The organism is Citrobacter sp. CK181 (genome assembly GCF_030333595.1).
GTDB lineage: Bacteria > Pseudomonadota > Gammaproteobacteria > Enterobacterales > Enterobacteriaceae > Citrobacter_B > Citrobacter_B koseri.
Genome location: NZ_JAOWFN010000010.1, coordinates 20,376 through 35,461, shown reverse-complemented (window position 1 = coordinate 35,461; position 15,086 = coordinate 20,376). Strand labels below are relative to the sequence as shown.

15 protein-coding genes are annotated in these 15,086 nt (G+C 54.1%); all 15 read right to left on the bottom strand.

What is annotated here, in order from left to right; translation table 11 throughout:
* Positions 1-14 precede the first annotated feature (14 nt).
* The 15 genes from wecG to trxA all read right to left on the bottom strand — a co-directional run bounded on the left by wecG (position 15) and on the right by trxA (position 14,957).
* Entirely contained in the window at positions 15-755 is a 741-nt protein-coding gene (gene wecG, locus OGW17_RS03980; RefSeq protein ID WP_012131145.1) for a lipopolysaccharide N-acetylmannosaminouronosyltransferase, read from the bottom strand.
* A 2-nt stretch (positions 756-757) separates the two neighbouring features.
* Entirely contained in the window at positions 758-2,110 is a 1,353-nt protein-coding gene (wzyE, locus tag OGW17_RS03975; protein WP_058668339.1) for an ECA oligosaccharide polymerase, read from the bottom strand.
* Positions 2,107-3,186 carry a TDP-N-acetylfucosamine:lipid II N-acetylfucosaminyltransferase gene (locus OGW17_RS03970; RefSeq protein ID WP_058668338.1) on the bottom strand — a complete coding sequence of 360 codons (1,080 nt, stop codon included), beginning with the start codon at positions 3,184-3,186 and terminating at the stop codon, positions 2,107-2,109. The genes wzyE and OGW17_RS03970 overlap by 4 nt, the downstream gene beginning before the upstream one ends.
* The gene (gene wzxE / locus OGW17_RS03965) at positions 3,183-4,433 is read right to left on the bottom strand and encodes a lipid III flippase WzxE (RefSeq protein WP_060816125.1); all 1,251 of its coding nucleotides are present in this window, start codon (positions 4,431-4,433) and stop codon (positions 3,183-3,185) included. Before wzxE ends, OGW17_RS03970 begins: the two co-directional genes overlap by 4 nt.
* A gap of 1 nt (position 4,434) precedes the next feature.
* Positions 4,435-5,565 carry a dTDP-4-amino-4,6-dideoxygalactose transaminase gene (gene rffA, locus OGW17_RS03960; protein ID WP_049009039.1) on the bottom strand — a complete coding sequence of 377 codons (1,131 nt, stop codon included), beginning with the start codon at positions 5,563-5,565 and terminating at the stop codon, positions 4,435-4,437.
* Positions 5,566-5,569: 4 nt separating this feature from the next.
* Positions 5,570-6,247, bottom strand: coding sequence for a dTDP-4-amino-4,6-dideoxy-D-galactose acyltransferase (gene rffC / locus OGW17_RS03955; RefSeq protein ID WP_071258132.1), 678 nt, complete (start codon positions 6,245-6,247; stop codon positions 5,570-5,572).
* A complete protein-coding gene (gene rfbA, locus OGW17_RS03950; RefSeq protein WP_071258130.1) occupies positions 6,225-7,106 on the bottom strand; it encodes a glucose-1-phosphate thymidylyltransferase RfbA in 882 nt (293 codons plus the stop codon). Before rfbA ends, rffC begins: the two co-directional genes overlap by 23 nt.
* 17 nt (positions 7,107-7,123) lie before the next feature.
* Positions 7,124-8,191, bottom strand: coding sequence for a dTDP-glucose 4,6-dehydratase (gene rffG, locus OGW17_RS03945; RefSeq protein ID WP_047460017.1), 1,068 nt, complete (start codon positions 8,189-8,191; stop codon positions 7,124-7,126).
* A complete protein-coding gene (wecC, locus tag OGW17_RS03940; RefSeq protein ID WP_012131137.1) occupies positions 8,191-9,453 on the bottom strand; it encodes a UDP-N-acetyl-D-mannosamine dehydrogenase in 1,263 nt (420 codons plus the stop codon). Before wecC ends, rffG begins: the two co-directional genes overlap by 1 nt.
* Positions 9,450-10,580, bottom strand: coding sequence for a non-hydrolyzing UDP-N-acetylglucosamine 2-epimerase (gene wecB, locus OGW17_RS03935; RefSeq protein ID WP_071258128.1), 1,131 nt, complete (start codon positions 10,578-10,580; stop codon positions 9,450-9,452). Before wecB ends, wecC begins: the two co-directional genes overlap by 4 nt.
* Positions 10,581-10,635: 55 nt before the next feature.
* Entirely contained in the window at positions 10,636-11,682 is a 1,047-nt protein-coding gene (gene wzzE / locus OGW17_RS03930) for an ECA polysaccharide chain length modulation protein (RefSeq protein WP_049009048.1), read from the bottom strand.
* 12 nt (positions 11,683-11,694) lie between these two features.
* On the bottom strand, positions 11,695-12,825 hold the full coding sequence (wecA, locus tag OGW17_RS03925; protein WP_012131134.1) for a UDP-N-acetylglucosamine--undecaprenyl-phosphate N-acetylglucosaminephosphotransferase: 1,131 nt from the start codon (positions 12,823-12,825) through the stop codon (positions 11,695-11,697).
* A gap of 202 nt (positions 12,826-13,027) precedes the next feature.
* Positions 13,028-14,287: a transcription termination factor Rho gene (gene rho / locus OGW17_RS03920; RefSeq protein ID WP_002437993.1), complete on the bottom strand. Its 1,260-nt coding sequence runs from the start codon at positions 14,285-14,287 to the stop codon at positions 13,028-13,030.
* A 78-nt stretch (positions 14,288-14,365) separates the two neighbouring features.
* Positions 14,366-14,458, bottom strand: a complete 93-nt coding sequence (locus tag OGW17_RS03915; RefSeq protein WP_223849128.1) for a rho operon leader peptide — start codon at positions 14,456-14,458, stop codon at positions 14,366-14,368.
* A gap of 169 nt (positions 14,459-14,627) precedes the next feature.
* Positions 14,628-14,957, bottom strand: coding sequence for a thioredoxin TrxA (gene trxA / locus OGW17_RS03910; protein ID WP_001280776.1), 330 nt, complete (start codon positions 14,955-14,957; stop codon positions 14,628-14,630).
* Positions 14,958-15,086: the final 129 nt, after the last annotated feature.

Here is a 15,086-nt window from a genome sequence, read left to right as displayed (position 1 = left end):
AAGAAAAGCAGCGTTCAGAGATTGCCGGTGTAATGCCAGCGGAGATAGCGCAACAGACGCAGCTGGCGGGTGATACGGCTCGGCTGAGACAGCAGGCGATACAGCCACTCCAGCCCCAGCGTCTGCCACATTTTGGGCGCGCGTTTCACATGACCGGTAAAGACATCGTAGGTGCCGCCCACCCCCATATATAAGGCCTGAGGATGAATCACCCGACAGTCGCGCATCAGGATTTCTTGTTTCGGCGATCCCATTGCCACGGTCACAATCTTCGCCCCGCTGGCATGGATGCGCTCAAACAGCGCCTGGCGCTGCTCAGGTTTAAAATAACCGTCCTGGCTACCGACAATATTGACGTTCCACTGCGCACGCAGTTTCGCTTCCGTCTGCGCCAGCACCTCCGGCTTACCGCCGACCAGAAAAACAGGCGTCCCTTCTTTACCGGCGCGCGCCATCAGCTCTTCCCAGAGATCGGCCCCGGCCACCCGTGAAACCTGCGCCTGGGGGAATTTCTTACGCACTGAGCGCACGACGCTAATGCCATCCGCATATTTAAACTCAGCGGCATCAATCAACGCCCTGACTTCCGGGTCATCTTCTGCGGTCAGCATTTTCTCAGCATTGATCGCCACCAGCGTACCCTGCTTCATTTGCCCATCGGCAAACAGGTAATTCAGCGCATGTTGCATATCGCGCCAGCCAATCAGCTGCAATCCACGAAGTGAATAGAGCGGCGCTGTCGTGTTATCCGTCATTATTATCCTTCAACCTGAGTCTGCGGCTGCGGTTTCGTCCGTTGATGGACCAACCCGGCACAATCGAAAAGCCAGAACAAAAGTTTTGCCACCAGCAGGCAGGCACCAAAAATCACGAGGAAAAAGACCACTCGCGAGACAAAAGAATCCAGCCCTTCTCGCGCCAGAACAATCATATTGAAGATGGCGCCAAAGCAGAAACTGTGCAAAATCGCCGCCTTATAGCGATTCGTCTCGCGGTTGCCAAGCTCATACAGCCAGTCAAACCATTTGATAATCAGCCCAACCGCGACCGCCCCCAGAGGGATAAACAGCGCGCCGCCCATCACCACCAGCGAACCAATCAGCGTGGGGGAAATGGCGAGGCCAGAGTGGTTGTTCAGCACTTCCCAGGTAAAGTAGTTGGCTGAATTCAGCACAATGCCCGGACGCCCAGGCCACAGCCACGAAGGAATAAAGACATAAAAATCACGGACGATCGGCGCCAGTCCCTGGAAATCGATGTTGTCGTAGTTTTGCAACAGCAGCGCCAGGTTCTCCCACGGCGAGAAGGTATCGCGGGTCAGATACAGGAAAGTGTAAAACGCCTCATCGCCGCTCACGTTCAGCCCATAGCGCTTCAGCGCCAGCCAGAACATCCCGACAATTCCCAGCACACCCGCCGCCACCAGCATCCACAGCGAGATCCAGCCACGAATAATGCCGATAAACAGGAAGATGGCAAACGCGATAATGATGTTAGCGCGCGTGCCGCCAACAATCATGTAGGTCAGCAGGCCAAACGCAACGGTACTCACCAGGAAAAACAGCCACGCTTTACTGTCCTGGCGCAGGAAGTAGATCACCAGCATCGCCGGAATAAAGAAGTAGAAGAAGCGTTTCAATGCCACGCCGGAGACTTCGCTGGAGAAGATCTGGCTGTAAGAGTGCAGCCGGAACAGCAGGAACCCATTGTGCATAAAGAAGATGCCAACGCTCACCAGTGCAATCCCCATCAGCATGACCCAGGTAAGGTGAGTCTCCACCCGGTTCATGGTAAATAGCGGCTTGCGCGGCACATCCGTCACGCGTTTACGTAAGCGGGTTTTATAGGTCACGTAATAAACGGCATAAAAACACGCAGCGGACAATAACGTCTGCAACAGGATTTCCGGCGGCGCCACGCCGACGTCAAAGCGGAACACCAGCACGCTGGTCAACGGGAAGCCGAAGAAAAAGGTCAGCAAAAACAGCAATGAAAAGAATACGTTGAAGTTAAAGCGCACGCGGCGAAACTCAAACCAGGTCAACGTGGCGATAAACAGCGTAGAGAGCAGCCAGACGACCAGTAACCCGCTAAATTGCATCAGGCTCATGCGGCGTCTCCTGCGGCAATGCGTAACGCGTTATGCCACGCTTCAAGGTAATTTGGGCTAAAGAAGGTGATCCCGCTTTTATCCACGGACGCCAGCTGCCGCTGCGCCTCACGAACCACGCCCTCATTAAGCGCGTCCGTCGTGAACAACACGGGCAGATGCTGTTCCGCCATATCCTGCCAGAACGGGTTCTCACGGTTAAGCACGCACGGGACACCGGCCTGGATAAGCAGACACAACGTGCCGATTCCCTGCTGACGGGCAAAGATGAAATACCCGAGGTCGCACTGGCGAAGCAGCGCCAGATAGGCATCGAATTCCAGTTTTTCGCTGAGGATGTGTAAATTTTCCGCACTGAACAGCGCCAGTCCCGCCTGACGGACTTCATCAATGTACGCGTCGTTATTGGCCGGATAGCCCATCGGCACGATCACATTTACCGTGTCGCCGAACTGCTGATACACCGCGCGTAACGCCGCAATATGTTCGTTACTGCGATCGCCGGAGTTACCCACCAGAACCGTCATTTTCCCTTCACGCGGACGATCGTTTGCCATGTTATTAAGCGAAGAGTCCATTCGCGTCGGGAAATAGAGCAGTTCACCACGCACGCGCGGGTGCTGACGGGCGAAATAGCTCAAATCGCCACGAGTAGCGAACACACAGCCCACTCGATTTTGCGCCATGCGGCGAACGGGGTAAAACAGACGGAATTTCAGCCCACGGGAAACTTCATACAGATCCGCGCCCCAGATGTGCCAGTAAAACTGCTCAGGTTTGATTCCGCCACTTAGCAGCGCCAGCCACAGGCTGGTATTGAACTGACCGTGGAAGAAGAAACGTTGCCGGCGATTGGCTTTCGCTTTGGCGATGACCGCCTCAGCCAGCGTTTTTTTCCCGGCGTAGAAACTCAGCGACAGAGCCGGGCAGCTTTCCCTGAGCCCCGCATCCTGACCTGCAACCATAAACACGCGCGCATGCTCGCTTGTCGCGGCCAGCGCATCATTGAAAAACCGCAGCACGGTTTGATTATGGTGAGGGATATCCGATCCCAGTACGTGAATCAGTACAGTCATGCCCGCCTACGCCAGAGTAAAAACACGCCACAACAGAGAGAGAAATAGACCACATAGGTGGCCATATACGCCTGTGCCGCCCCCAGCGCGCCATGCGCGGGGATCAGCCAGTGGGCGAATGCCGTCAACAAAATGAACTGGCTAATCTCAGCCAGAATATAAAACCGCAGCGACGCTTTTGCGATCACCAGATAGCCAAAAACGTACGCGCCCACTTTCAGCACATCGCCCACCAGTTGCCAGGCGAACAGATCGCGCATGGCGGTGAATTTGGCGGAAAAGAGCAGCCAGATGGCGAAATCACGCAGCAGCCAGACCGTAAAACTCGCCGCCGCCACCGCAGGCAGAACAAATTTCAGCGATTTCACCACTTCGCGCGTAATCGCCTGCTTTTCGGTCAGACGCGACAGCGTTGGCAATAAGTACACGCTAAACGAGGCGGTAATAAATTGTAGATAGGCATCGGAAATACTGCTTACGCCCTGCCAGATACCAACATCATCCCAGCTGTAATGCGCCGCCAGCAGGTTTCGCATCATCACATAAGCCACCGGTAGCGTGACGGACGTAATCAGCGCCATCAGCGTAAATTTGCTGAGCTGTCCGGCAAGCCCTTTATCCCACGACGGTTTCAGGTAGCTAAGCGGGATCGCGCCGCGTTTAATCAGCATAATCGCCGCCGGGATCACCACCAGCGCAGGCACCAGCGCCAGACCCAGCAGCGCACCTTCATAGCCGCCCAGACGGTAGCAGCCATAGTAGGCCACAACCCCCACCAGGCTCCCCACAATCAGCGACAGCGCATTCCCGGCAGCGTCACGAAACCCTTTCATCAGCGCCAGCAGCAGGTTCGCCCAGGCGATCCCCATCTGCACCAGCGCCACTAAACGCACCAGACCCTGGTAGTGGCTGTGCCCAAACAGCCCCTGGCTAATGGGGGCCGCCGCCAGCACGAAGACCAGCGCCAGTAGCGTGGAGAACCCCAGCACCATTGCGGATGAAGTGCCCACCACGTTACGCAACCGGGCAGGGTTATCATGATGCTGAGCGACATACTTCGTCACCCCGTTAAATATCCCGGCCCCGGCCAGCACGCCGAGCACGGTCACCATCTGGCGGAAGTTACCCGCCTGGCCGACGCCCGCAGGGCCAAACGACACCGCCAGCAGTTTTACGACCAGTAAGCCTGCGCCAATTTTCACCAGCGTACTGGCGGCCGTCCACAGGGACGCTTTCGCAAGCGACATATCAGGAGAAATAGTTCAGCAAGGTCGAGATCACCGTTCGCTGATTAACGGGAGACAGATTATAAAACAGCGGCAAGCGCAGCAGGCGCTCGCTCTCTTTGGTGGTGTACCGATCTTCGCCACGGAACTCGCCAAACTTGTCGCCTGCCGGACAATCATGTAGCGGGATGTAATGGAACACCGCCATGATTTCCGCTTCTTTCAGGAAGTTGATCAGCGCGCTGCGATCGGTAATATCCCGCAGTTTGATATAAAACATATGCGCGTTGTGCCTACAGTCGTCCGGGATAGAGGGCAGGTCAATACGTCCCGCGCGCGCCAGCGGCGCCAGCGCGTCATAGTAGGTCTGCCACAGCGCCAGACGCTGTTGATTGATGCGATCGGCCGCTTCCAGCTGCGCCCACAGATACGCCGCCTGGAGATCGGACATCAGATAGCTGGAGCCGATATCCCGCCAGGTGTATTTATCCACCTGTCCCCGGAAGAACTGGCTGCGATTGGTGCCTTTTTCACGGATGATTTCCGCCCGTTCAATCAGGGAACGGTCGTTAATCAGCGTCGCGCCGCCTTCACCACCTGCCGTGTAGTTTTTGGTTTCGTGAAAACTGAAGCAACCGATATGACCAATCGTCCCCAGCGCACGGCCTTTCCAGGTCGACATCACACCCTGCGCGGCATCTTCCACCACAAACAGATTATGACGCTTCGCAATCGCCATAATGGTGTCCATTTCGCAAGCGACGCCCGCGTAATGCACCGGAACAATGACGCGCGTCTTGTCGGTAATCGCCGCTTCAATCAGCGTTTCATCAATGTTCATGGTATCCGGGCGGATATCGACAAAAATGATTTTCGCCCCGCGCAGCACAAAGGCGTTGGCGGTAGAAACGAAGGTGTAGCTTGGCATAATGACTTCATCGCCCGGCTGGATGTCCAGCAGCAATGCCGCCATTTCAAGTGACGCCGTACAGGATGGCGTCAGCAACACTTTAGCGCTGCCAAAACGTTGCTCCAGCCACTGCTGGCAACGGCGCGTAAAGCCGCCATCTCCGCAAAGCTTGCCGCTTCCCAGCGCTGACTGCATGTAATCGAGTTCGGTTCCCACCACCGGCGGCGCGTTAAATGGAATCATTTTGTCACCTGTATAACCAGTACGCGGTGCTTTCTACGTTGCCACCGCTCTGTATATAACGTTTAAGCGCGGCGGTGTTGCCCATCTGGGTCGCCACCCGCAATGTTGTCTTTCCGCGAGACTGCGCCCACTCGAGCGCCGCCTGCATTAATTCTGCCCCTGCGCCACGCCCGGCCAACAGGCCGATGCGCGCATCGGTGTCGTTCAGTTCGCGCAGCGAGACAAACCCGCGAATATCGTTATTCGCCGCCCGGATAACCAGACACAGGTGATCGAAGGTGCCGCGCACGGCATTTTCAATCCACTGAGCATAAAAACGGGCGCTGGCGTCCGGCGCATACCACGGTGCGCGGAAACGGCTTTGCGCAAACGCGGCGGACGCCTGTTGACGTAACGCGGGAATATCGGCAATTTGTGCAATTTCCACGCCAGAAATACGTTCAACGCCAGCGACCGGCAGGCTGAAGTCGACTTCGCCTTCTACCAGCGAAAACCCCAACTGTTGCAGCGCATCTAATTCATCCGTACGCGCAGCAGAAATTTTCGCCTGCACGCGCGACCAGGGTTGCAATGCCTCTGGCGTTAACACCGGCGCGGCAGGGTTCACGCGAACAATAGCGCTATTGACGCCAAAGAACGTATTTTCCCACGTTAATGGTTCAATACTGGCGCGGACGGGCACGGAGTAGCTCCAGTAAATATTGGCCATAGCCGGTTTTCGCTAAAGAACTGGCGGCGCGTTTTACGCCCTCGTCATCCAGCCAGCCGTTACGCCAGGCGATCTCTTCCAGACAGGCAATTTTGAAGCCCTGGCGTTTTTCAACCGTCTGCACAAACGTGCTCGCTTCAATCAGGCTGTCATGGGTGCCGGTATCCAGCCACGCAAAGCCACGACCGAGCAACTCAACCGTCAGCTTGCCGTCATTAAGGTACATCTGATTAATGGACGTAATCTCCAGCTCACCGCGCTCGGAAGGCTTCACGCGCTTCGCGTACTCTACTACCTTGCTGTCGTAAAAATAGAGACCGGTCACCGCCCAGTTTGATTTCGGCTGTTTCGGCTTTTCTTCCAGCGAGACCGCGCGAAAATTGTCGTCGAACTCCACGACGCCAAAACGTTCCGGGTCCATAACCTGATAACCAAAAACGGTCGCCCCTTCGGTTTGCGCCGCCACATGACGCAACTTCGGGCTGAACCCCTGACCGAAGAAGATATTGTCGCCCAGTACAAGACAGGACGGCTCGCCGTTAAGGAATGTTTCACCAATGATAAAGGCCTGCGCCAGCCCATCCGGGCTGGGTTGTTCGGCATACTGCAACTCAATGCCAAACTCCGAACCATCGCCCAGCAGACGCTGAAAATAGTGCTTATCTTCCGGTGTGGTGATAATCAGGATTTCCCGGATACCCGCCAGCATCAGTACCGACAGCGGATAGTAGATCATCGGCTTGTCATAAATCGGCAGAAGCTGCTTTGACACGCCGCGCGTAATCGGATGCAGGCGGGTGCCAGAGCCGCCCGCCAGAATGATACCTTTCATGCGTTCCTCCTCCGGGTTTAGCCCTTCAGACCTAAACGTTCACCCTGATAGCTGCCATCCTGCACGGGCTTCCACCAGGCCTCATTCGCCAGATACCACTGCACGGTTTTCCGCATTCCGCTTTCAAAGGTTTCCTGCGGCGTCCAGCCGAGTTCACGCGCAATTTTCGCTGCGTCGATGGCATAGCGTAAATCATGGCCTGGACGGTCATCCACAAAAGCGATCAGGGAGCGATAATGCGCCACGCCCTGCGGTTTTTGTGGCGCAAGCTCTTCCAGCAGATCGCAAATCGTTTCCACAACCTCCAGATTCTTGCGCTCATTATGGCCGCCAATGTTATATGTCTCCCCCACTTCGCCCGCCGTCAGCACGCGATACAGCGCCCTGGCGTGATCTTCAACGTACAGCCAGTCGCGGATCTGTTGTCCATTGCCATACACCGGCAGCGGTTTACCCGCCAGCGCGTTCAGGATCATCAATGGGATCAGCTTTTCCGGGAAGTGGTAAGGGCCGTAATTATTGGAACAGTTAGTGACCAGCGTCGGCAGACCATAGGTACGCAACCACGCGCGCACCAGGTGATCGCTGCTGGCTTTCGAGGCGGAATAAGGACTGCTCGGCGCATACGGCGTGGTCTCAGTAAAGAAATCATCCGTGGAATGCAGATCGCCATACACCTCGTCAGTGGAGATATGGTGGAAACGAAACGCCGATTTTTTCTCATCATTGAGCGTCGCCCAGTAAGTCCGGGCCGCTTCCAGCAGCGTGTAGGTTCCCACGATATTGGTTTCAATAAACGCAGCCGGGCCGTCGATAGACCGGTCAACATGGCTTTCCGCCGCCAGATGCATCACGTAATCCGGCTGGTACTGCTGAAAAACGCGATCCAGCGATGCCCGATCGCAGATATCCACTCTCTCAAAGGCAAAGCGCTCATGCTGTGCAACTGGCGCCAGCGACATCAGGTTTCCGGCGTAGGTGAGCTTATCCACCACCACTACGGCGTCGGGGGTTTCATCAATGATGTGGCGCACAACGGCAGAGCCGATAAATCCCGCGCCGCCAGTGACCAGAATCCGTTTCATCAGCGCCAGACTCCTTTCGTATCCACAATGTAGCGTTGCCGCACGGCGTCGCCGTTAATCGCTTTAAACGGATGATGGTCAACCAGCATGACCAGCACATCCGCTTCCGCCAGCGCATTTTCCAGCGTGGCTAACGTGCAGCGACCTTCCAGTTTTTTCGGCAACTGATGAATATTAGGCTCTACCACCAGCGTTTCACCGGCATGCCATTGCGCAATCTCCTGCGCAATGCCCATCGCCGGGCTTTCACGCAGATCGTCAATATTCGGTTTAAACGCCAGACCAAAGCAGGCGATTTTGATGTCGCTGGCGCGCTTATTCGTTGCCGTCAGGCAATCCGCCACTGCGGCTTTCACCTGCGCCACTACCCAGTGTGGTTTACCGTCGTTCACTTCACGCGCGGTACGGATCAGTCGCGCCTGCTGCGGGTTTTGCGCCACGATAAACCACGGATCGACGGCGATGCAGTGGCCGCCCACGCCCGGCCCAGGCTGGAGAATATTCACGCGTGGATGACGATTCGCCAGACGAATCAGTTCCCAGACGTTAATCCCCTGATCGGCGCAAATCAGCGACAGCTCGTTCGCAAAGGCGATATTGACGTCACGGAAGCTGTTTTCCGTGAGCTTACACATTTCGGCGGTGCGGGAATTAGTCACCACACACTCGCCTTCAAGGAAAATCTTGTACAACTCGCTGGCACGCGCGGAACATACCGGCGTCATGCCGCCAATCACGCGATCATTCTTGATGAGCTCCACCATGACCTGACCTGGCAATACGCGCTCCGGGCAGTAGGCAATGTTCACATCAGCCTGTTCCCCCGCCTGCTGCGGGAAAGTCAGATCCGGGCGCATTTCCGCCAGCCATGCGGCCATTTGTTCTGTCGCGCCCACCGGCGAGGTGGATTCGAGGATGACCAGCGCGCCTTTTTTCAATACGGGAGCAATAGATTTCGCGGCCGCTTCGACATAAACCATATCGGGGTCGTGATCGCCCTTGAACGGCGTCGGCACGGCGATCAAGTACGCGTCGGCTGCTACCGGCGTTGTCGTTGCCCGGAGGAATCCTCCTTCAACCGCAGTTTTCACGACGCTATCCAGATCCGGCTCAACAATATGGATGGCTCCACGGTTGATGGTGTCCACCGCCTGCTGATTGATATCCACGCCAATAACGTGCTTTTGGCGAGAAGCAAAGGCCGCAGCCGTCGGCAACCCGATGTATCCCAGCCCAATAACAGAAATGGTCGTAAAACTCATAGCGATACCCGATTATTTTTTAACGCGTGTAAAATGCGGCCGCACGCCTGTCCGTCGCCATAAGGATTATGGGCGCGGCTCATGGTTTGATATTCATTTTCGTCGTGCAGCAAACGTGTGACTTCTTCCACAATACGGTGTGAATCGGTTCCCACCAGACGCACCGTGCCAGCGGTAACGGCTTCTGGCCGTTCCGTTATTTCGCGCATAACCAACACCGGTTTGCCTAATGACGGCGCCTCTTCCTGAATCCCGCCGGAATCGGTAAGGATCAGCCAGGCGTGGTTCATCAGCCAGACAAACGGCAGGTAATCCTGCGGCTCAATCAGTATCACATTTTCAACATGACCCAGGATGCGGTTAACCGGTTCGCTGACGTTGGGATTCAGGTGAACCGGATACACAATTTGTACATCCTGATTAGTAGCGGCTATCTCCGCCAGCGCATGACAGATTTGCTCAAACCCCCGGCCAAAGCTCTCACGGCGATGTCCGGTCACCAGGATCATTTTTTTATCGTCACACAGGAAAGGATACCGCTTTGCCAGTTCGGCGCGTAGCGTATCGCTGGCCAGTACGCGATCGCGCACCCAGATCAGCGCATCAATCACGGTATTGCCGGTGACAAAGATGTGGTTATCAGGGATCTGTTCCCGCAGTAAATTCTGCCGTGAATTTTCCGTCGGCGCAAAATGGTACATCGCCAGGCGACCGGTCAAGGTGCGGTTCGCCTCTTCAGGCCAGGGGGAGTAGAGATCGCCGGTTCGCAGCCCGGCCTCTACATGACCGACAGGAATACGCTGGTAGAAAGCCGCCAGACTGGTGGCGAGAGTGGTTGTCGTATCGCCATGCACCAATACGACATCAGGTTTAAAATCGGCAAGAATCGGTTTTAATCCTTCCAGGATTCGACAGGTAATCTCTGTCAGCCCCTGACCCGGCTGCATAATATTGAGATCGTAGTCAGGCACAATAGAAAAGAGATTCAAAACCTGATCGAGCATCTCCCGATGCTGCGCAGTAACGCAGACTTTTGCCTCAAAATGAGGGTCCTTTGCCAGCGCATGAACCAGAGGCGCCATCTTAATGGCCTCCGGTCGCGTGCCAAATACAGTCAGTACTTTCACATCGATTCTCTTCGAATAGGCAGTGAGGGCCTAACCCCTCACTGCTGAGATGTTGCTAAATCGCTCGACGGCGGGTTAATGCGACGCCAGCCCCGATCAGCGCCCCAACAATGCCCCACATAACCATCAGGAAAGCACGGCGCGGGCTATCGCGTTTTACCGGTTCTTCCGGCGTGCGCAAATAACGATAGGTCTGGAAACGCGGGTCCAGCGTCGGCCCCACGTTCAGCGTGTTCAACATGGCCCGGTTTTGATCATAGTCCAGATCGAATGCCGGACCGACAGCCTGAAGGTTTTCAAGACGCGCTTGTAGCATAGGGCGGCCAAGCAAAAACAGCTCAGAGTCGGGTAATTCATCGGCAGGAACATCGGTAGCCGTACGAGAAATATTATGCTGCTCGGCAATTTTGAGCGCCTGTTCAATGCTATGAACACGACGAGAGAAAATGCTTTTTGCCACCTCTTCCTGGCGTTTAACCTGCGCTTTCATCTGGATAGTCCGCGCGGCCCATGCGCCTTTTAACTCATCATTCAGATGGCTCGCCGCACGCTGGCTGGCAAACGCCACATACTGGCGAAGCAGGTTGTTGGCATCGGGCGCCGTTTCCGCAATCAGCTTCACGCTATCATTGGTGTTGCGAGTGAAATCGCCTGGCGTGAACTGAATGTTATTGATCATTTCATCCAGCATCGCGGCATCGGCTTTGCTGTTGCCGACCATGCGCTGCTTGTAATAATCGGTCTGTAGCCAGAAATCGCGACGCGTATCCCAGGACGCCAGTTGCATGACGAACTCTTTATACGCTTCATCCATTACCGAAGGCTGATCGGCCGGCGCGAGGCTGGCTTTGATATCAAGGTTGCGCAAAAACTGCTGTTGGGAGTAATAGCCGCCCAGCATATTGACGGTGGGGCGGTCGGAAATCGCCGTTGCGCTCCACTCCTGACGGGCAAAAAACGTATACGCTAACGCAATCAGCGCAAAAGCCAGCCCTGTTCCCACAATCCATAGCTTCCCAGCCCACAAGGTACGAAACAACCCACGAATATCCAGTTCATTTTCAGCGCTCACGGCGTGTGCCCCCGGTAATGGTTGTGTCATCGCATCCTCAATTTACTTGGTTATCGTTGGATTGTTATCACGGTTTCTGCGTAGTCTGCGCTTCACGCGCTTAATAAATCGCGCCACCTTCCAGGCACGCTTAATGCAGTAACCGTAAAGGAAGAATGCTAGCAAAAAGAGCACCAACATGACCCATTCTGGAACAAAATGGGAATATTCTGCGGCAACGCCAATGGAAGCCAGAATCGCAGCGGCGAGCGTAATGAGAACAAATGCCTGTCGGGAAGTAAACCCTGCACGCATGATCAAATGATGAATATGCTGGCGATCGGGAGAAAAGGGGCTCATGCCCTTACGCAGGCGACGATACATAATCGCCACCATGTCCATTAATGGAATCGCAATAATCCACAGCGCAGTAACCGGGCTGATAGGATGCGTTTTACCCTGCGTGGTTTCCAGCAGGATCCAGATAACCGTGAAGCCAATCAGCGTACTGCCCGCATCGCCCATAAAGACTTTATAACGACGCCCCAGAACACCAAGGTTTAACATGATATAGGGCAGAATCGCGGCGATCATGGCGAAACACCATACCGCCAGACTCGTCTGCCCATCAAACCACAGAATCAGCCCCATTGCGGCAAATGAGACGCTGGACAGCCCGCCAAGTAAGCCATCAATACCATCAACCATATTGAAAGCATTGATCGCCGCCCAGACGGCAAAGAGCGTGAGGAAATAGCCAAAGGGGCCGAGCACCAATTCCCAGGGACCGAAAATATACCCCAGGCTACTGAGATGGAGTTTCCCTATCACCATCATGACAACAGCAATAGCGGCCTGTACCACAGCGCGAATTTTCACGCTAATGTCAAAACGATCATCCAATGCGCCGACCAAAACCAGCACACCAGCAGAAAAAAGGTATAACGATGCGTGCGGAATATAGTAATCCGAGAGAGCAAACATAAAGCTGATTCCTGCGAACACAGAAATCCCGCCAACCAAAGGAACCACCCCCTGGTGCCGTTTACGAAAATTGGGTTTATCCACTAAACCTATCTTGATGGCTACTTTTCGCGCAAGAAAAATAAAAATGGTTGTGAATAAAAAAATACTGATTAGCTCAGATAAAGCAGCGAGTAAATTCACAGTGTATGTGCTCTCAGCATATATCATTTCCTTAAAGTATAATGCGTTACGTCTGTCTCTAGAAGAGAGCATTCAGAACATTACACTTTCGACCACTCGTAGTTTATACAGCCCACAGCAATTCCACATAATGAATGTGATGATGACTTGTTTATTTGACTAACAGATCAGATAAATCGCAAAAGAAAAACGCCACGTAAAAACGTGGCGTTTTCGGTATCAGCCGGACTTACGAGCGCTTCATCATGTCAAAGAAGTCGTCGTTGGTCTTGGTCATTGCCAGCTTGTTAATGAGGAATTCCATCGCGTCGATTTCACCCATCGGATGGATGATTTTGCGCAGGATCCACATTTTCTGTAGCTCTTCCTGAGTGGTGAGCAGCTCTTCTTTACGCGTACCGGAACGGTTGTAGTCGATAGCCGGGAAGACGCGTTTTTCAGCGATCTTACGGGAGAGGTGCAGCTCCATGTTACCGGTGCCTTTAAACTCTTCGTAGATCACTTCATCCATCTTAGAACCGGTGTCGATCAGCGCCGTTGCGATAATGGTCAGGCTGCCGCCCTCTTCCACGTTACGCGCCGCGCCGAAGAAACGCTTCGGACGGTGCAGGGCGTTGGCGTCCACACCACCGGTCAGGACTTTACCGGAAGCCGGAACCACGGTGTTGTAGGCGCGAGCCAGACGAGTGATGGAATCGAGCAGAATGATGACGTCTTTTTTGTGTTCAACCAGACGCTTCGCCTTCTCGATTACCATTTCAGCAACCTGAACGTGACGGGATGCCGGTTCGTCGAAGGTGGAAGCAACCACTTCACCTTTTACCAGACGCTGCATTTCGGTCACTTCTTCTGGACGTTCGTCGATCAGCAGCACCATCAGTACGCAGTCAGGATGGTTGTAAGCAATGCTCTGCGCGATGTTCTGCAACAGCATAGTTTTACCCGCTTTCGGCGGTGCGACGATCAGACCACGCTGACCACGGCCAATCGGGGAAGCCAGATCCAGTACGCGAGCCGTTAAATCTTCAGTAGAACCGTTACCACGTTCCATACGCAGACGTGAGTTCGCGTGCAGCGGCGTTAAGTTCTCAAAGAGGATTTTATTACGGGCGTTTTCAGGTTTGTCGTAGTTAACTTCGTTAACTTTCAACAGCGCAAAGTAACGTTCGCCTTCTTTTGGCGGGCGAATCTTACCAGAAATGGTGTCACCAGTGCGGAGGTTGAAACGGCGGATTTGGCTGGGAGAAACGTAGATGTCATCAGGACCGGCGAGGTAGGAGCTGTCTGCAGAGCGGAGGAAACCAAATCCATCCTGCAATATCTCCAGCACACCGTCACCAAAGATATCTTCGCCACTCTTTGCGTGCTGCTTCAGGATGGCAAAAATAATGTCCTGCTTGCGCATACGAGCCAGGTTTTCCAGCCCCATATTTTCGCCGAGAGTGATCAGCTCAGAAACCGGCGTATTCTTTAATTCGGTAAGATTCATAATGGTGTGAGTTCTTAAACTTGGGGTAAATCTCGAACTTAATGTTGTGAATGGTATGGCAGGATCATCCATGCCTGTTTACGGCCACCAACTCATGTCTGTTCGCTGTCTGGTCACAGGAAAGTACACAGAACTGAAACGACAAGACGGATTGAGTGACAAGCCAGGAATCTGTTCACTTCTCGCGCGAGAAAAAACGGGAAGCGTTGGAAAAAACAAGACTCAAACTTAATAAGGTATGTTTAATACGAAGTCAACACTAAGTTAGCACGACTCAAGCCGGGCGTCCAGTCATCCGAATAATTTAGGATGCTGGTCACCCGAACATGAAACTTCCGTCTTACGCCAGGTTGGCGTCGAGGAACTCTTTCAGCTGACCTTTGGACAGTGCGCCCACTTTGGTTGCTGCGACTTCACCGTTTTTGAACAACAGCAGGGTCGGGATGCCACGGATACCATACTTCGGCGCGGTGCCTGGGTTTTGGTCGATGTTCAGTTTAGCAACCGTCAATTTGCCCTGATATTCGTCAGCGATTTCATCCAGAATCGGGGCGATCATTTTGCACGGTCCGCACCACTCTGCCCAGAAATCAACGAGGATAGCCCCGTCCGCTTTGAGTACATCCGTGTCAAAACTGTCGTCAGTCAGGTGAATAATTTTATCGCTCATAATAACTCCACAGGAATAAGCCTGGTGTGTTGGTTTCGCCTTCATCAACGACGTGTTGATGTCGCATTAACCAACTAAAGGTTGACTTTATTTCACCGGATACGCTTTCGTAAAGCAATAGTAAGCTGA